This is a genomic window from Paenibacillus wynnii, from assembly GCF_000757885.1.
Classification (GTDB): domain Bacteria; phylum Bacillota; class Bacilli; order Paenibacillales; family Paenibacillaceae; genus Paenibacillus_AQ; species Paenibacillus_AQ wynnii.
Genome location: NZ_JQCR01000002.1, coordinates 556240 through 573006 on the forward strand (window position 1 = coordinate 556240; position 16767 = coordinate 573006).

General features: G+C 39.7%; 17 protein-coding genes. 6 read left to right on the forward strand and 11 right to left on the reverse strand.

Annotated elements, in window-relative coordinates; translation table 11 throughout:
- Positions 1-84: 84 nt before the first annotated feature.
- A complete protein-coding gene (locus PWYN_RS05160) occupies positions 85-1824 on the forward strand; it encodes a sensor histidine kinase (protein WP_036649161.1) in 1740 nt (579 codons plus the stop codon).
- A gap of 14 nt (positions 1825-1838) precedes the next feature.
- Positions 1839-3449: a response regulator transcription factor gene (locus PWYN_RS05165; RefSeq protein WP_036649164.1), complete on the forward strand. Its 1611-nt coding sequence runs from the start codon at positions 1839-1841 to the stop codon at positions 3447-3449.
- A gap of 316 nt (positions 3450-3765) precedes the next feature.
- On the opposite strand, the gene PWYN_RS05170 is transcribed toward PWYN_RS05165, so the two are convergent.
- The 3 genes from PWYN_RS05170 to PWYN_RS05180 all read right to left on the reverse strand — a co-directional run bounded on the left by PWYN_RS05170 (position 3766) and on the right by PWYN_RS05180 (position 5149).
- Positions 3766-4008, reverse strand: a complete 243-nt coding sequence (locus PWYN_RS05170; protein ID WP_036649167.1) for a hypothetical protein — start codon at positions 4006-4008, stop codon at positions 3766-3768.
- Positions 4001-4237, reverse strand: coding sequence for a hypothetical protein (locus PWYN_RS05175; RefSeq protein ID WP_036649170.1), 237 nt, complete (start codon positions 4235-4237; stop codon positions 4001-4003). The genes PWYN_RS05170 and PWYN_RS05175 overlap by 8 nt, the downstream gene beginning before the upstream one ends.
- Positions 4238-4456: 219 nt before the next feature.
- A complete protein-coding gene (locus tag PWYN_RS05180) occupies positions 4457-5149 on the reverse strand; it encodes an SDR family oxidoreductase (RefSeq protein ID WP_036649173.1) in 693 nt (230 codons plus the stop codon).
- A gap of 120 nt (positions 5150-5269) precedes the next feature.
- On the opposite strand from PWYN_RS05180, the gene PWYN_RS05185 reads away from it, so the two are divergent.
- A complete protein-coding gene (locus PWYN_RS05185) occupies positions 5270-5872 on the forward strand; it encodes a TetR/AcrR family transcriptional regulator (RefSeq protein WP_036649175.1) in 603 nt (200 codons plus the stop codon).
- A 207-nt stretch (positions 5873-6079) separates the two neighbouring features.
- On the opposite strand, the gene PWYN_RS28570 is transcribed toward PWYN_RS05185, so the two are convergent.
- The 7 genes from PWYN_RS28570 to PWYN_RS05215 form a co-directional block, all read right to left on the reverse strand.
- The gene (locus tag PWYN_RS28570) at positions 6080-6532 is read right to left on the reverse strand and encodes a methyl-accepting chemotaxis protein (protein WP_084146606.1); all 453 of its coding nucleotides are present in this window, start codon (positions 6530-6532) and stop codon (positions 6080-6082) included.
- A complete protein-coding gene (locus PWYN_RS27855) occupies positions 6484-6933 on the reverse strand; it encodes a hypothetical protein (RefSeq protein ID WP_052087769.1) in 450 nt (149 codons plus the stop codon). Before PWYN_RS27855 ends, PWYN_RS28570 begins: the two co-directional genes overlap by 49 nt.
- Positions 6934-6980: 47 nt before the next feature.
- Positions 6981-7952: an acetyl-CoA carboxylase carboxyltransferase subunit alpha gene (locus tag PWYN_RS05195; protein ID WP_036649176.1), complete on the reverse strand. Its 972-nt coding sequence runs from the start codon at positions 7950-7952 to the stop codon at positions 6981-6983.
- Positions 7953-7996: 44 nt separating this feature from the next.
- The gene (accD, locus tag PWYN_RS05200; RefSeq protein WP_240479752.1) at positions 7997-8842 is read right to left on the reverse strand and encodes an acetyl-CoA carboxylase, carboxyltransferase subunit beta; all 846 of its coding nucleotides are present in this window, start codon (positions 8840-8842) and stop codon (positions 7997-7999) included.
- Positions 8843-9132: 290 nt separating this feature from the next.
- Positions 9133-10071 carry a magnesium transporter CorA family protein gene (locus PWYN_RS05205; protein ID WP_036649180.1) on the reverse strand — a complete coding sequence of 313 codons (939 nt, stop codon included), beginning with the start codon at positions 10069-10071 and terminating at the stop codon, positions 9133-9135.
- A 40-nt stretch (positions 10072-10111) separates the two neighbouring features.
- Entirely contained in the window at positions 10112-10927 is an 816-nt protein-coding gene (locus PWYN_RS05210) for a ZIP family metal transporter (protein WP_036649182.1), read from the reverse strand.
- Positions 10928-11100: 173 nt separating this feature from the next.
- Complete coding sequence (locus PWYN_RS05215; RefSeq protein ID WP_036649184.1) at positions 11101-12792, reverse strand: CocE/NonD family hydrolase; 1692 nt, start codon at positions 12790-12792, stop codon at positions 11101-11103.
- A 292-nt stretch (positions 12793-13084) separates the two neighbouring features.
- On the opposite strand from PWYN_RS05215, the gene PWYN_RS05220 reads away from it, so the two are divergent.
- The 3 genes from PWYN_RS05220 to PWYN_RS05230 all read left to right on the forward strand — a co-directional run bounded on the left by PWYN_RS05220 (position 13085) and on the right by PWYN_RS05230 (position 15615).
- The gene (locus tag PWYN_RS05220; protein ID WP_036649186.1) at positions 13085-13702 is read left to right on the forward strand and encodes a TetR/AcrR family transcriptional regulator; all 618 of its coding nucleotides are present in this window, start codon (positions 13085-13087) and stop codon (positions 13700-13702) included.
- A gap of 186 nt (positions 13703-13888) precedes the next feature.
- Positions 13889-15166 carry a thiolase family protein gene (locus tag PWYN_RS05225; RefSeq protein ID WP_205622735.1) on the forward strand — a complete coding sequence of 426 codons (1278 nt, stop codon included), beginning with the start codon at positions 13889-13891 and terminating at the stop codon, positions 15164-15166.
- A gap of 17 nt (positions 15167-15183) precedes the next feature.
- Positions 15184-15615 carry a Zn-ribbon domain-containing OB-fold protein gene (locus PWYN_RS05230; protein ID WP_036649188.1) on the forward strand — a complete coding sequence of 144 codons (432 nt, stop codon included), beginning with the start codon at positions 15184-15186 and terminating at the stop codon, positions 15613-15615.
- A 163-nt stretch (positions 15616-15778) separates the two neighbouring features.
- Here PWYN_RS05230 and PWYN_RS05235 read toward each other — a convergent pair whose 3' ends face one another.
- Positions 15779-16693 carry a LysR family transcriptional regulator gene (locus tag PWYN_RS05235; protein WP_036649190.1) on the reverse strand — a complete coding sequence of 305 codons (915 nt, stop codon included), beginning with the start codon at positions 16691-16693 and terminating at the stop codon, positions 15779-15781.
- Between the last annotated feature and the right edge of the window lie 74 nt (positions 16694-16767).

Here is a 16767-nt window from a genome sequence, read left to right on the forward strand (position 1 = left end):
GATGAAGTTTTATAATGAATTTGTTACCCATACAATCGCATTCATTTAATGGACGCGCATGAAAGGACGCAGCACTAAGGGCCTATGGAAAAAAAAGCAGCAAAAAACAAAGCGTATCCCCTTCGCCATTACGTTAAAATCATGATATTAATTTCATTTGTTGTACTCATTCTGGATTTGGTCATCAGCATCGTTTCCATTTCCATCGTCAACCGGCAGTCCACCAGATATTTAAAGGATACGGCCAGCTTGTACATCAACCGTATTAATCATGATTTCACCTACATTAATCACTATATGGGCTGGACACTTGCGAACGATGAAAACCTGCATAAAATGAATACTTTCGGTACCAACAGCATTGAGTTTATAAAATTGAATGAGAACCTGCACAAACGTTTTACCGAACTGCAAAAAAATTACGGACAAGAATATAACTTTTTTTACTATTTAAAGAATGAATCCTATTTTCTGAATTGTGCGCCGATCAGTGTATCCTATACGGATTACCAGGAGCTAAAAAAACAGATTATTACTTATATTGACGACAAAGAGATATATGAGAAGTTTTATTCCAAATGGACACCTATCCTTGTAAACAACAACTATTATGTTATCAACATTGTTCCATATTATAACCACTATCTAATCGGTCTGATCTCAGCGGATAACCTCATCCGCCCCCTGCGCCAAATTAATCTTGGGGCCAATGGTTTTGTTTCCCTGGTGGATGATGTTGGAACTAGTTTATCCAGTCCTGTATCGGGCAGCGGAAAGTTGTTACAGGAAAGTTCGGGCATCTCAAATCTTGTACAGCCCCGTACAACAGTCATCAACGAGTTTTCCAACACAACGTTCAGCACCAAAATGGTCATTAAATTTGGAGTATTTGAAAAAATCATGATTGCACAGTTACTAATTATGCTACTATTTTTCATGGTTACTTCAGCTTTATGCGCCGTTATGCTGTTTTTTAAAAGCAGGGTGCTTGGACCTATTCAAAGCTTCTCCGAAAATCTAGCGTCTATTAATGAAGACGGGCAAGTAGCAGATTTTAAAAGTAGTAAGATTATCGAGTTAGAACAGGCGAATGCACAGTTTAAAGACCTAGTTGAACAAATCAAAACTTTTAAAATCACTATGTACGAACAAGAGCTGGAGAAACAGAGAATACAGCTTGATTATATGAAACTGCAGATCAAGCCCCACTTTTTCTTGAACTGTCTAACAAGCATTTACAGCATGGCGCAAATTCAAATGTATAAAGAAATCGAAAATATGGCGATGTCTACCTCCAAGTATTTCCGCTATATTTTTCAAAACGGTGAGAATTTTGTCCATCTGGAGGATGAAATCGAACATGTCCGAACCTATCTCGAAATACAAAAACAACGCTATCAGGATGCATTTATTTATTGTATCGACCAAGAAGAAAATGTAGACAACGTGAAAATTCCACCGCTTGTCCTTCAAACTTTCGTGGAAAATTCAATTAAATATGCAATATCTAGAGATAGCGAAGTGCAGATCATGCTCACAGTAAAACGCTACCAGGACGAGGAGGAAAAAGTGACTGTTATTCATCTCTCTGATACCGGACCCGGTTTTCCACCCCCTGTATTGGAGAAACTTATAGCTGGACAACCTCTGGATCAAACCGAGGGAACACAAATTGGCATTATGAACACCATTAATAGGCTGGAATATCTCTATCATAAAAAAGCTACCGTCAGCTTCTCCAATTTGGAGGGAGGCGGCGCAAGTGTCATCTTATATCTTCCGGATCTTCCGGATCTTCCGGATCTTCCGAATACATCCATATGAATGGAGAGCTACCTATGAATATACTTCTTGTTGATGATGATTATTATGTAATAGCCGCATTACAAAAGAGAATAGACTGGAAATTTCTAAACATAGAAACTGTGTTTACGGCTAATAGTGTTGCTCAAGCACGTGAAATCATAGAAAAGCATTCTGTGCAAATACTCATCTCAGATATTGAAATGCCACAAGGAACTGGTCTGGAACTACTGGCATGGGTTCGGGAGAATAATTACAGTATTCAGACTATACTTCTTACCAATTATGCAGATTTCAACTATGCGCAGAAAGCTATTGAATTGCAAAGCTTTGAATATTTTCTCAAGCCAATCGAATTTGATAAGTTAACACTTATTATCCAGAAGGCTATCGTACGGGCAAAGGAGCAACAAAGTAACGAGAAAGCCATACAGGGAGGCTACTTTTGGCAAAAGAATCAAGCGAAAAATCTCGAGCATTTTTGGCGAAAGCTAGTTAGCGGAAGTACTTCATTCGCAATCAAACCAGCAGACATAGCTCATGCCATTGAGGAACAAAACCTGTCCTATCAAATGAACGATATCATTCAGCCTTTGCTATTCAATTTATTTCCCTATAATGGGAGCATGGGCAAAGAAGAAAAGGACCTTTTTGATTTTGCCCTCCTTAATGTACTGTATGAGTTGTTTCAGAATCCTTGGTTTTCAATCGAGAGCATTCTGGAATACAAAGATTACAACTGGATTGCTATATTAAAATGGAATCAGGGGCCGGACTCCCAAGTGCTTGAAGGTCTCTGTGCTTCATTTATTCAAAAGGCGAACCCTTATTTAAAATGCGACGTTTGTTGCAATATTGGCTTATACGGTAAATTAAATGATGTTGGAGATATATTAAAAAAATTAATCAATATGGATGAAGAGATTACGAAAAGCCGAAATCAAACCTTTCTGGTTGAGACCTACCTTCTACAAAATAAAACAGCCTATAATCCACCGGATCTGGTCCATTTGGAAGAGTTGCTCAACCAGAATAATCTTTCTGCTTTTCTTGAGGAAGCCACACAATATTTGAAAATGATGCTCAGCAATCGAACGCTTGATACCTCTGTTCTTAGCTTGTTCCGATTGGATATCGTGCAACTCATATATTCCTTTCTCAAAATGAAGGGAATCCAGGTGCATAAATTGTACACTGGCAGAACCAATGATCAATTATTAATGCATTCCTTGACTTCTATTGAGGATATGGAGGAATACCTTAAATATTTGGTAAATACCGCCATGAAATACCGCGATTTCGCCGCACAACCAAAATCCATTGTTGAGGAAATCAAACAATATATTCACGCACATTACGGGGATGACCTAACGCGGAATGATCTAGCGGAAATTGTCTATCTCAATCCTGATTACTTGGCGCGACTGTTCAAGAAAGAAACAGGGGTTTCCTTAGGCAGCTATGTTATACAAGTCCGGATCACGGCTGCAAAGTATTTATTGGAAACAACCAATAAATCTGTATATACCATTGCGAATAAGGTGGGATATAGCAACTACTCCTATTTTTCAAAGCTATTCAAGCAAGAAGTGGGCCTTCCTCCTAATGAATATAAAAAGGAGCAGCTATCCAATTCTTCTCTATAGGCTACAAAATCATAAAATAAAAACGGGCTGTCCCAAAAACCATGCAAATAGCAACTGGGACGGCCCTCTCTTTTGAGTAAGACTTAAGTTTTTGATGTAAGCGGAAACCGTTCTAAAATCTTCTCTAAAACATCAAAAAGAAACCTCTCTTTGGTAAAATGGAGTTACGACGAGCAGGCCACTACAGATCAAAAACGAAAACGAGCCAGTCTCCAATAACCCGGAGACTGCTCGTTTTTTAGCTTTTAGGCTTTGAAGATTTTTCAATCGTTCTCAGTGCTCTGCTCTAGGATTTCTCTTTAATGGCTTGCTGCTTTCAATCTTTACCTATGGCGTCTTCAAAGGAGCTTAATTTGCACATTTCCGAAAGCTTATGAGTACTGTTTACTACCTCTTCAGCCATCGCTGCAATCTCCTTTGTAGCTGCTGCCTGACTCTCTGAGGACAAGCTTGTTTTGCCAATCTGTTCGGTTATCGTCTTAATCGCAAGTTTCATTTCTTTGAGAGAGGCTTCAACTTTTTCGGCTGAAATCTGACTCATGTTAGACAATTTACTCATTTCTTGGGCAACCCCAAGCGTCGATAGCACCGCGACGCAACAGGAGATAGGCAACTATATATATAATAACGCTTCCAACATTAACTACAGCCATGATCGGGATATCATTGAAGATAAACATCACGATCCATATCGCATGAAAAATCATGGACGTTAATTTAAAAACGGGCATATCAAGTATTTCTTCGTTGTCATCAACTTTACCCAATTTACATCTTCCTATCCTCATCCTACAGTTTCTCCAAACTATAATGATGTTTAATATGCTTCGAGTATACCATATTCTATCATGAAGGCGGCTTATGATGTATATTGACCTATCGGAGTACATTCGTTAGCCATCAAGCGAGAAGTCGTCATCATCCTAACAAAAAAATAATGGTGCCTATAGGATATATTCCATAGGCACCATTATTTTTTGCTTCTTTATTGATGAGATAACACTCCATTACCAGGGGATTTCACCTTTACGGTCCGTAAAGGTTCCTGTCGGACCATCCTTACCAATGGTAGCCATTCTAACGATGGCATCTGTACCCTCTTCGACCGTTTGGAGTCCATGCCCGGTCAGGTCGGTCTTGGTTGGTCCCGGATCTACGGCGTTGACTCGAATGTCAGGCAGTCCTTTTGCATATTGCACCGTGAGCATGCTTACAGCAGCCTTAGAAGAACTATAAGCAAGCGCATTCACTCTCGATTCGATCTTATTGGGGTTCAATACCATTCCGAAAGATCCAAGCCCGCTGCCTACATTTACAATAACAGGCGCTTCTGACTTGCGCAGTAACGGAAGAAAAGCATGGGTCATGCGAACAATACCAAAGACGTTCGTCTCGTAAATTTGGCGAGTTTGGTCTGCAGTGACATCTTGAGGATCGGAAAACTGGCTCGCAATCCCTGCATTGTTGATAAGGACGTCCAGATATCCCTCTTTTGCCATGATTTCAGCGGCGGCGGCATTAACGGAGTCATCCTCGGATACATCCAGAAGAACAAACCGCGCACCAAGTTCATCTGCAGCTTTTTTGCCTAGTTCTTCGTTACGTGCGCCGATATAAACGGTATGGCCGAGTCCGATCAGCCGGCGGGCAGCTTCATATCCGAGCCCTTTGTTACCACCTGTTATTAAAGTAAGGGTCATTGGTTCAAATCTCCTTTACATTTCAATGTAAGAACACACTTACATATTAACATGCGCTATGTAAGATGTCTATTACATTAAAACTTATTATGCTGTACAATATACAGTGGAGGTGTTAATATGCCAACCCATGAGAGGGCATACCATCACGGTGATTTGAGAGAAACCCTGATCCGCACCGCTCTGGAGCTAATTTCTGAAGTCGGACTTGCCGGCTTTTCAGTTGCTAAGGTAGCTAGTAAAGCAGGGGTCTCCTCTGGAGCCCCCTACCGTCATTTTCCTGACCGGGACAGTCTGCTCACCGCAACCGGAATCGTTTTTCTTACAGAACTAACATCGATGATGCGTGCTGCTATTGACGCAGCAGGAAATGATCCGATTAACCGACTGGCTTTGACTGCCGGTGCTTATGTAAGGTATGCCGTTAAACACAATGTCGGGTTTGAATTATTTACTGCGATGAAAGGTGCGCATTTCACAGAATTTCATGAACAGAGCCGGGAAATGATTGATGTTCTTTTCTCGTTAGTTCAAGAAGCGGAGCCGCAAGCAACTTGGAGCGAGATCATCGAGTCAATGCAAGCGCATCTAGCAATAAGCCAAGGATTTGCTACTGTGTATAACCAGGGCATCTTCGCTCAGATGAAACATACACCGGAGGAAATTGCCGATCGAGCGACAACTGCCGCAAGATATTTGATTAAAGGTCGAATAATGCAGTGAAAGGCGAAGTTCGAAGGATTTGATTGATCTGGAGTAACCGTCAGGAGGCTGCTTGCAAGGTATTGGAATAAATGCTTAGTGTACCTCGGTGATAATAAAAAGTTAATATATAGGGGTGGATGATCACTCATCTGCCTCTTTAAACAAATATAAGATTCAATCGTTCTCAGTGCACTGATCTTGAATTCCTCTTAGAAAGTTTGCCTTTTAACCTTTACCTACGGCGTCTTCAAAGGAGCTTAATTTACACATTTCCGAGAGCTTATGAGTACTGTTTACTACCTCTTCTGCCATCGCTGCGATCTCCTCTGTAGTTGCTGCCTGACTCTCTGAGGACAAGCTTGTTTTGCCAATCTGTTCGGTTATCGTCTTAATCGCAAGTTTCATTTCTTTGAGCGAGGTTTCAACTTTTTCGGCTGATATCTGACTCATGTTAGACAATTTACTCATTTCTTGGGCGACAACATTAAAGCCTCTACCGACTTCGCCCGCTCTTGCCGCTTCAATCCGGGCGTTTAATGAAAGAAGATGTGACTGCGAGGCAACATTATTAATCGATTGAATGATTTCATCAATTTCTTGGATCTTAGTATTGCTCTCTTCACTGAAAACTAAGGTCTTGTTAATAAAACCAGATAAATCCTGGGTACTAGAAGCAATGTCTCCATACCCTCATTCAACTGAGACATCGAAGAGGATAAGGTAGACGCGACTTCTTGTATATTGTTCTCTAGCTCCAAGTTTTTGACCAGAATCACAATAGCAACAACCTCAGATTGCTCATCAAGAACAGGCGTTACGATACCTTTAGCAGGAACACCAAATGCATGAGGTGGAGTGATCGAAACGAAAGGCTTTTTCGTTCTTATTACTTTTTCAATTCCTTCGTTAAGATCAACCTTCATCCCAACTTCGAAACGGGTTTTTAATTTAATACCATTTACATTTGCCAACACATCCATTGTACGAACGTCGATAACTGCAACTGCAACGTCCTCCCCTAACATCTCTAAAAAACTGGGAAGTGTTTCAATAAAGGCATGAAGATTTTTGATTTGCAAACTAATCTACTCCTAGAGTGTGATGTTTTTGATGATAGAATCTCTACTCAACTGAGCTCTTCACTTACTTCTAAATATCTACCGATATGAAGTAACTTTTCTATTCGGGCATTTACCAAGTCATCAGGTGGAACTTCATTTACATGATTGAGATGTTTATTAATATATTGTTTAATGATATCTGCTTGGCTATCAATATCTTTATGTGCTCCACCTCTTGGCTCGGGAATTATCTCGTCAATTATTCCGTACTCCATTAGATCGTTAGAAGTTATTTTTAAAGCTTCAGTGACTTCTGACACCCGCCCTGCATCCTTCAATAATATTGACGCAGCAGCATTTGGAGATGCCACAGCATATACAGCGTTTTCCAGCATTAACAATTTATCTCCAACACCTAGGGCTAAAGCACCTCCGCTTCCTCCCTCCCCAATGACAATATTAATAATTGGTACCCTCAACTTCGACATTTCAAGAAGATTTATTGCTATTGCTCCAGATTGCCCCCGCTCTTCGGCAGCCATCCCAGGATAGGCGCCAGGCGTATCAATAAACGTAATTATAGGTCTTTTGAATTTTTCAGCCTGTTTCATTAACCTTAAAGCCTTGCGGTATCCTTCCGGATGGGGCATACCGAAATTTCGTTTTAAGTTATCTTTCATATCCTTACCTTTTTGATGACCAATTACAGTGACCGCTGTTCCATTAATTCTAGCCACCCCGCCAACAATAGCATTATCATCGCCAAATAATCGATCACCATGTAATTCAATGAATTTTTCAAATATTCTGTCAAAATATTCTAAAGTCGATGGTCTCAATGGATGTCTGGCAATTTGCAACCTTTGATAGCCCGATAAACTCTTGTATATCTCTTCTTCGACCTTGTTGTAGCGTTCTTCTAATCTTTGAACTGCTTCCCTTAAGTCATATTTTTTTTCTGCAGCAAATGATTTAAGATCAATAATCTGTCCTTTTAATTCTAATAATGGCCGTTCAAATGGCAGTTCATATGACATTATAAAAGCACCTCTTAGGATCTTGACTTTTGGATAAAATAAGATTATGTTATGCCGTTTGAATTTATATGCAAATCTATAATGTCTTTAATTGTATCTCTTAGATTTCTCCTATGAATTACACCATCTATTTGACCATGTTCGAGATAAAACTCAGCGGATTGGAAGTCCGGTGGAAGTTTTTGTTGGATTGTTTGCTCAATTACGATCCGCCCTGCAAATCCAAATGCAGCCCCTGTTTCAGCAAAGATATAATCACCTAACATCGCAAAACTAGCAGAAACACCGCCAAACGTTTGATCAGTAATAATTGAGATGTATAATCCCCCTGAGTCGCTAAACCGCCCAATTGCTGCGCTTGTTTTCGCCATTTGCATTAAACTAAAAATGCTCTCCTGCATTCGGGCTCCACCAGAGGTAGAAAAGATAATTAATGGAACTTTTAACTCCAGTGCTCTATTTACAGCTCTAACTATTTTTTCTCCTACTACTGAACCCATCGTGCCTGTAAAAAAGTCATAACTCAACAAAGCGATAATCACAAGGAAACTTCCAAGCTTGCCCTCACCTGTTATGATTGCGTCATTTAATCCGGAAGATTGTTTGGCTTTATCCAGTTTCTCCTTATACCCTACAAAATTAAGTGGATCATCGGAAGTCAAAGCTCCATCAAATTCTTCAAATATACCCTCATCCAAAAATAATGATATTCTTTCTCTGGCGGTTAAACGAAAATGATAGCTGCAGGAGCTACACACATTTAGATTCTTCTCCAATTCCTTTGTATAAAGGATAGAATTACATTTCGGGCACTTTTTCATTAAGCCGTTAGGAATAACATTTTCTCTTTTAATCTCTTGACGTTGTGGTACAACAGCAAATTTTTTTATTAGAAATAAAATCTCTGAATGAAATAATACTCACCTCACTAGTTGGGCTTCCTTTAATCATTGTTTCCATGTGTTCAAAACGCACTTTTCGGATCACAATCACCAGAATTTCGCCCTTCAGGAACGAAGTATAAAATAAGATTAAGTTCTGTTCAATAAACAGAAGGGGTGAATGTGTCGGTTACGGAACACCTTTAATAATTGTGTTGATAAAATATAAGAATTCAGACAAATAAAAAAGCAGACCGATTTATTTTTAAATCGACTGCCTTCTTAATTTATCTTAATAATTAGAACATCTTCTTTCTCCATAGTGTCAATCCGATCCAAATCACAAAAATTAATGCTATTACCAATGTAATAATCCATGAAAAGGGTTCATTAACAGCAATAGGTAAGGTAACATTCATGCCAAAGAAACTAAATACAAGTGTAGGCAAAGTTAAAAAAACTGTCATTAACGTAAGAGTTTTCATTGTTTTATTTAATTCATTAGATATTAGCGAAGAATATGACCCCGTGATACTGTCCAAAATTCTTGTATATAATTCCGTGGTCTCAATCCCTTGATTAATTTCAATTCTTACATCTTCTAGAAGATCTTTGTCATCTTCATACAACTTTACGGAGTTGGTACGAAATAGTCTCGTAATAACAACCGCATTAGCTTTTAATGAAGTAAGAAAATAAACTAAACTTTTTTCAATATCCATTAGATCATAAAGTTGCTTGCTAGTTAATGAATCACGCAAATGACTCTCTATTTTGAGACGTTGTTTGTTGAGCAGTTTTAATTTTTCTATATACTTAGTTGAAATTGACAATAATATCTCTAATGCAAAACGATTCTTCATCGAGGTGTTAACATTTTTCTTGATTATATTTTCTAAAGAGTTAATCGATTGGTTACAAACCGTAACAATGTAATCCTTACCTAAAATTATTCCAATAGGAATGGTAATATAAGAATCAAATTGATGGTTATTAACATCTATAGTTGGAAAATCATTAATTATTAATGTACAATTCGTATCTTCATCATATTGAATCCGAGCACTTTCTTCTAAATCTAACGGATCTTCTAAAAACTCAATTGGGATATTACAAAGCTGAGATACATATTGAAGCTCTTCCTTAGACGGTGCGGTCATATTTATCCAGCTACTCTTTTCGAAGTTTTCTCTTATTTCCAGAATTCCATTACGAGAGGATTTATAGATAATCAACATCTTAAATCACTCCTTTCTATTTTAAATCTGAATTCTTATGTTAATCCAATGCCACATCGAGAATCATCATTAATACAAAACCAACCATTAAACTCATAGAAGCCAGATCCTTATTTCCTTTTTCTTGTGAGCTTGGAATCACTTCTTCAGCTACAACAAATATCATTGCTCCAGCTGCAAAGCTCAATGCATAAGGTAATAATGGTTCAATAAATGCGACGGTAAATGCACCAATGACTGCGGCTATAGGTTCGACCATACCTGAAAATTGTCCGTAAAAAAAGCTTTTTCTGCGAGACATTCCTTCACCTCTTAAAGGCATTGAAACCGCCACACCTTCAGGAAAGTTTTGAATACCGATTCCGAGAGCAAGTGTTAAGGCACCTGCTAATGAAGCTTCCGTTCCCCCATTTGCAAGTGCACCGAAAGCAATCCCGACAGCTAACCCCTCTGGGATATTATGAAGGGTGATGGCAAGGACCAACAGTGTACTTCTTTTTCTTTCTTTAGGATAAAGCCCTTCCGCCTCTCTAAGAGGAGTATTCGGATGAAGATGAGGGATAATCTTATCAATTCCCCATAAAAATATCCCACCTAATAAAAATCCAGATGCTGCTGGAAACCAAGCTCCTATGGCATGGTACTCTGACATTTCGATTGCGGGTCCCAGCAAAGACCAATAACTGGCTGCAATCATTACACCTCCTGCAAACCCTAACATACTATCTAATAATCGCTGGTTTATTGTTTTGGTTGCGAAGACGATTGTAGCCCCTAACGCAGTCATTCCCCACGTAAATAAGGTGGCTATGAATGCTTGTGTAATAGGATTAAAATTTTGAAAAAAAGTAACCATAAGAAGGCATCCTTTCTATATAACCCTATTTTGATTAGAACTAAAATGTTTCTATCAGCAAACAGTTTAGTTCTAATCAAAAAAATAGTCAATTATTTAAGAGGCCCGACCCTAAGCCCAATAGTCCGGGCAATTTAGCCCGGACACCGGTCATCTAACTTTCTGTTGTTTCACTAATCTCTCTTGGGAATCACCGGTACCAAAAGGAAAGAATCATACACTCCACCGGCATAAACCGAATGAGTTCCTTTGTTCACTGTATCGTGGTGTCCATAACCCCTTGAGCCTGTCGGGTTGTCATCTATAATGATGTCGCTGCCTTTTAAGACCAGCACCAGACTTTCCCCACTATTGAGGAATATGCTTGAAGGCAATATTTCAATTTCTACCGGCACAATTTCGCCTTTGTTAAGCTTTAATAATCTCTTATGCTTAAGTACTGGCTGATAAGGAGTAGATCTCTCAGTATCCAACTCTCTATGGGAAATCCTCAGCCATCCGCTAGCCACCTGACCGTTTTCAATATGATTAAAGTCGGGCAGGAAGACTTCATTGCCGCGTCTGTCGTACTTCTTAATGCCGACAAAAATATCCATATCATCTGTGTCATCGGCCGAGACCCAAAGCTTGAGCTTCATATTTCCGGTAATCTCGATGTCTTTGTCAGCGGTAAATGTAAACCTTAAATCACTGTTTTCTGTCTGACCGGGCTCGGCATTATAGTTGAGTGTAGTTTCGTTCTGAACAGCGGTGTGCTGCAGGGACATTTTCTCGCCATTCAGATAATGTTTGGAATATAAGGTTTGGGAGATCGGCCATTCATTCGCGTTGGAAATGTGCCCCTTGTAAAATTTCTCCATAACCTCATAGCGTACCCGAGGCGTATCCATCCAATCATTCTCAATGCCTTTCAGGAAATAATCGAAGAACTCCTTCTGTTGTTCCAGCGATTCACGCAAATAGTAGGTTTCCCATTCCTTGCGGCCATGAACCAGCAGCCACTTGTCTTTGGATGAAGCCTGTTTAAATCCTTCAAAGGTGCCGCGGCAATGCAAGCCTTGGGTGGACCAGCTGGCGCAAACAAACATAGGGACCTTGATATCGGCCAATTTGACTTGTCTTTCCTCCCAGTGTTCATCGAGCAACGGATGCTCCTTTTGCGCTGCTACCATATCTTCTACATTATTATTGGGCCACCGGCCTTTCAATAACTTCTCGAAATCCGATGAGAAAACCGTTTCCGGTATTCCGCCGTGAAAGTACCATTCCCGGTACAGATCAGATGTACCTTCCCATGGGATGATCGCCTTCAGATGAGGTGGATTCATAGCAGCCACCCGCCATTGGGTCATGGCTAGATATGACACACCGTTTAGTCCTACATTGCCATCGCTCCACTCCTGAACGCCGGCCCATTCGATGACTTCATAATAATCTTGAGTTTCCGTTTCCGTCCAAGGATAGAGATCACCCTCCGAATTTGAACTCCCCCGCGCTGCGATTTTTACCAGTACATAATCGTTTGGCACCCAAAAACCGGGATCAGGTGACTCAAACGGCGTATAAAGAGATGTTACGATACTACCTAACGTCGGCCAAACTTGACGAAAAATATCATAGGGAGGTAAGCCATCTTTATTATATGGATCCATGCTCATTACTACCGGGAACTTCCCTGGCTTATCCGGACGAAATACATTGACGTAGATTGTGATCCCATCCCGCATTTTGATGGGAACATCCTTTTCCATGATCACCTCTTGATTTCCATATTGCGCAGTAGTCATTACTATTTTGTTCAAACCTGGTTTAGTATCATTGGGATGTGTCGGTTTTAGGTCAGGGCGACCCAGAAATTTATTCATTTATATTACTTCCTTCCATAAGAAATTATTTGTTGTAAGCTCTTTTAGCTTGAAATCAGTATTCCCAATTTTGAGCAAAATACGGTTTATGCCGAATTTTTTAATATTTTTCGTTAATATGTTGTCTGTACCGCCTCCTAAATGTTAAGGTATAATAACGAACAACCTGTTGTTTATTACATTTCAAAGTATAAAATAGGATTAGGATCTGCTCAATAATCAGAAATGCACAATGTGTCGTTAATGGAACACCTTTAAGCATTGTGTCGGTTAAAATTAAGGAGGGATTTGCTTGCGCAATATTAATGCTGATCTACGTGTCATTCGGACAAAAGAATCCATACGACATGCACTGGTAGAATTAATAAATGAAAAGGGTTTTGAAGCAATTACGGTTAAAGACTTAACAACTAGAGCGAAAATTAATAGAGGTACATTTTATGCACATTATCAAGACAAATTCGATTTAATGACTAAATGTGAGGAGGAAATTATGCTTGATTTGTCAAGGCTTACGAAACAAAGCTACCCAAGTGTTATTGCCGCACTTGAGACTGACTCTCAGACGTTAAATCCTTTTTCTTTCACCGTTTCATTATTTGAGTATTTAAATGTTAATAGCGGATTTATGAAGGCTGTGTTAGGTCCAAAAGGGGATTTATCTTTTCAAACTAGATGGAAGAAATTCATGTGGGACACACTCTATGGAAATAATCCAAACGCATTTATGAAGGAAGAGAATCTCCTAGTTCCAGGACAATATTTAGCTGCTTATATGGGAACTGCAATCATAGGGGTCATTCAACAATGGCTGGAAAGTAGCACGAAAGAGTCTCCTCTTGAAATGGCTCGTATTCTAACGATTATTTCGGTTAAGGGTCCCTTCTTTGCAGCTGGTTTAAAAAAATAATCACTTAAACAAAGCGCCGCCAGTACCTAATAAAGGGATGGCGGCGTTTTTTCAAAATATCATGTACGAGCTATACATTTAATGAATACGAAGCAGCCTATGCTATTTACATATACAAACAGACAATTTAACAGAACGTTGTGTATAAGCTATAGTCAATTCATAACAAAGAAAGGGGAAACAATTATGGAACAAAAACTTGCACGCTCCGTCTCAATTATTGGAACAAGCACTCTTCCTCAGAGATATTTTGATGATCCTATGTATGAAGGCCTTTCCATCTATGAACTTTGGGCTTGTGCCTGTCATCAGGCAATGGAGGACGCCGGAGTCAAGCCACGCGACATTGATAAAATTGTATATTCACAGATGGCCAATTATGTAACCGCTGGCAATGTGCTAGCCATGGTCGGCACTCTGGAGGAATGGATCGGTTTGGCTGGAAAGCCTATCATTCATATCGAACAAGCCTGCGCCAGCGGCTATATTGCTTTTATGGAAGCATGCAATGCTGTTGCATCAGGCAAATGTGACATTGTCCTGGTTGCAGGAATTGAAACCCCAAAACACTTCAATTCAAGAAATCAACCAGCACATATGATCCGTCCTATTGCTGAGTATGAAGAGTGGTGGTCTCCAGGTAGAGCGTTATTTGACACTACTTATTATCGTTTTGACGGTGTTAGCGATAACTTGCTTACTGATGAGCAAGCAAGACTCTATATGAAGAATTATGGCGTTTCTGAGGAAACCATTGATGACACATATAACGCTATGGCAGTCAATCTTCGTCGTAATGCTTCGCGGAATCCTCGTGCTGCTGAAAGACGTGAGTTTGCTGAAATCGCTAAAGAAAATGGCTTTGACGATGTTATGGAATATATGAGATCTGAGGAACACAATCGTAAGATCACCCGCTTTATTCGCAAGAGAGGCAGTGTTCTTCACAATGTAGCTGCTGGAGCTATAGTTGTATGTTCTTCTGATATCGCTAAGAAATTTAGTCAGAAACCGATTGAGGTTATTGACTTTGCGAGCTCATCTAATACACAGAGATTCCCTTACTGTTTCCATCAGATGAATGTCGATGTTCGTGATGCCCTTTACAAAGACGACATTGATCCTAATGAACTCGATTTAATGATAACTACAGTTATGACTTCGGGTGAGCAGCTCGATAGCGCTGAAGTATTTGGTTATCTGCCTGAAGGTAAGGGTTACCAGTATGAATTGGACGGCAGAACATGTTTCGATGGGGATAAGCCTATTAACCCGCACGGGGGCGACCTTAGCTTTGGTCATGCCTTTGGTGCTTCTGGCATCAATATGCTTAGCGAAGCTATTCTCCAAATGCGCGGCGAAGCTGGAGACTGTCAAGTCCAAAAAGATGTACGAAAATGCTTGGTACGCGGCATGGGTGGCGGTCACACCACTGTTGGTATCATCCTTGAGACTAAGGAGTAAGAAGGAGGAATTTAGATATGTTTAAACTGCGCCCAATATTGAAAACTTATTATGATGCACTTGAAGAAGGTAAGGTTCTGGGAATGAAGTGCCAGGAATGTGGAGATGTTGTATGGCGTCCCCTGCCTACCTGCCAGAAGTGCGGCAGCACCGATTTGGAATGGTTTGATATGGGTGATGAAGCCACAATTGATGAAATCATCTTTGAAAATACCAATCTGAAAGGCGATTATACCTTCGCAAAAGCTAATCAGAATTTCGTAAATAAAGAGCCTTACTGCATATGCGTTGGACACTTTGAAGGCGGAAACCTCTTTCATGCAGCATTATATGGTGTAAACGAAGATAATGTGGATGAAAAGATCAGCATGTTGCCTATTACCGCCAAAGTAGAGTTTATTCAAATGGATGGCGGCTTTAAATCTGTTGGATTCAGAATCAAAGATTAGTTAGGTTACCCCGTTAAGTTATATTCTCTCTGCTCATTAATGTGATATTTTTCACTACATTTTCCGAATGAATGTAAAAACTCCGCAACCGGAATATACAGTTTGGTTGTGTAACCAAGGGCTTGGAAGCCTTCCGTCTTCCAAGCCCCCCTTTTTTCTTGCTCTATTTTGTGCGTTCATTGAAACTCATTAATTCAGAAACAAATACCGGAATGATTGGATTTGTGTTCTCTCTTTTAAATGCAAATACGAAATCCAAATCGTTATCAATTCCTTCTATGTTCAATACCTTAATATCATAGGTTTCATCGGGACTATTTATTTTATTTGAAGAATGCAGAAAGGTGATACCTTTGCCTGAGCCCACTAAAAGCAATGCTTTTTCTGCATCATTAACGTAATAGGAAGCATTCGGTGAAAATCCATGTTTCATGCACAGACTGGTAGCATAATCTACTGTAAATGGGGAAACTTTACGCTCAAGCATTATAAAATTCTCATTCGCTAATTCCTTCATATCTATAGAGTCATATTTGGATAGACGGCAGTTCCGAGGAACTGCAATTTGCAGTTTATTCTCTTGAAGCTTTATACATTCGATATTCGGAATAGAATCAATGCAAGTATTTAGGACAAATACAACATCACATTTATCGAATAAAAGATGGTGTCTTAGTTCGGGCGGGCTGCCTTGTGAAAGCGAAAAATCAATGCGCGGATGTTTTTTTGTTACAGATTTCAGCGTATGCTGCATGAGCTTGGTATCAAGAAATCCTTGATATCCTATGCTCAGCAATCCCATTACGTTGCCATCATTATCATCTTCTTGCTTCACGATTTCCCGAATATTATCACATCTTTTTATGATTTCTGTTGCTTCATGCAAAAGGCGGCTGCCTGGCTCTGTCAAAGTCAACGAGTGCCTGCCACGCACAAAGAGTTGCACCCCTAATTCCACTTCAAGATCCAGTATCTGCCTGCTTAAAGTGGGTTGTGATACATATAGGTGCTCAGATGCTTTCGTAAAACTTGAATATTCCGCTACAGAAATAAAATATCTCAGACCCAGTAAATTCATGCGTGAATTCCCCTCTGTGTGAAAAAAACAAAATTAGACTCAGCAACTGAAATAGAATACCAAAAACCTTACAT

Excerpts from the sequence above, each read along its gene's own strand:
- PWYN_RS05160 (WP_036649161.1), top strand. The coding sequence starts at position 85 with ATGGAAAAAAAAGCAGCAAAAAACAAAGCGTATCCCCTTCGCCATTAC.
- PWYN_RS05235 (WP_036649190.1), bottom strand. The coding sequence starts at position 16,693 with ATGAATTTACTGGGTCTGAGATATTTTATTTCTGTAGCGGAATATTCA.
- PWYN_RS05185 (WP_036649175.1), top strand. The coding sequence starts at position 5,270 with ATGCCAACCCATGAGAGGGCATACCATCACGGTGATTTGAGAGAAACC.
- PWYN_RS05170 (WP_036649167.1), bottom strand. The coding sequence starts at position 4,008 with ATGAGTAAATTGTCTAACATGAGTCAGATTTCAGCCGAAAAAGTTGAA.
- PWYN_RS05215 (WP_036649184.1), bottom strand. The coding sequence starts at position 12,792 with ATGAATAAATTTCTGGGTCGCCCTGACCTAAAACCGACACATCCCAAT.
- PWYN_RS05195 (WP_036649176.1), bottom strand. The coding sequence starts at position 7,952 with ATGTCATATGAACTGCCATTTGAACGGCCATTATTAGAATTAAAAGGA.
- PWYN_RS05230 (WP_036649188.1), top strand. The coding sequence starts at position 15,184 with ATGTTTAAACTGCGCCCAATATTGAAAACTTATTATGATGCACTTGAA.
- PWYN_RS05180 (WP_036649173.1), bottom strand. The coding sequence starts at position 5,149 with ATGACCCTTACTTTAATAACAGGTGGTAACAAAGGGCTCGGATATGAA.
- PWYN_RS05165 (WP_036649164.1), top strand. The coding sequence starts at position 1,839 with ATGAATATACTTCTTGTTGATGATGATTATTATGTAATAGCCGCATTA.
- PWYN_RS05225 (WP_205622735.1), top strand. The coding sequence starts at position 13,889 with ATGGAACAAAAACTTGCACGCTCCGTCTCAATTATTGGAACAAGCACT.
- PWYN_RS05210 (WP_036649182.1), bottom strand. The coding sequence starts at position 10,927 with ATGGTTACTTTTTTTCAAAATTTTAATCCTATTACACAAGCATTCATA.
- PWYN_RS05205 (WP_036649180.1), bottom strand. The coding sequence starts at position 10,071 with ATGTTGATTATCTATAAATCCTCTCGTAATGGAATTCTGGAAATAAGA.
- PWYN_RS05175 (WP_036649170.1), bottom strand. The coding sequence starts at position 4,237 with ATGAGGATAGGAAGATGTAAATTGGGTAAAGTTGATGACAACGAAGAA.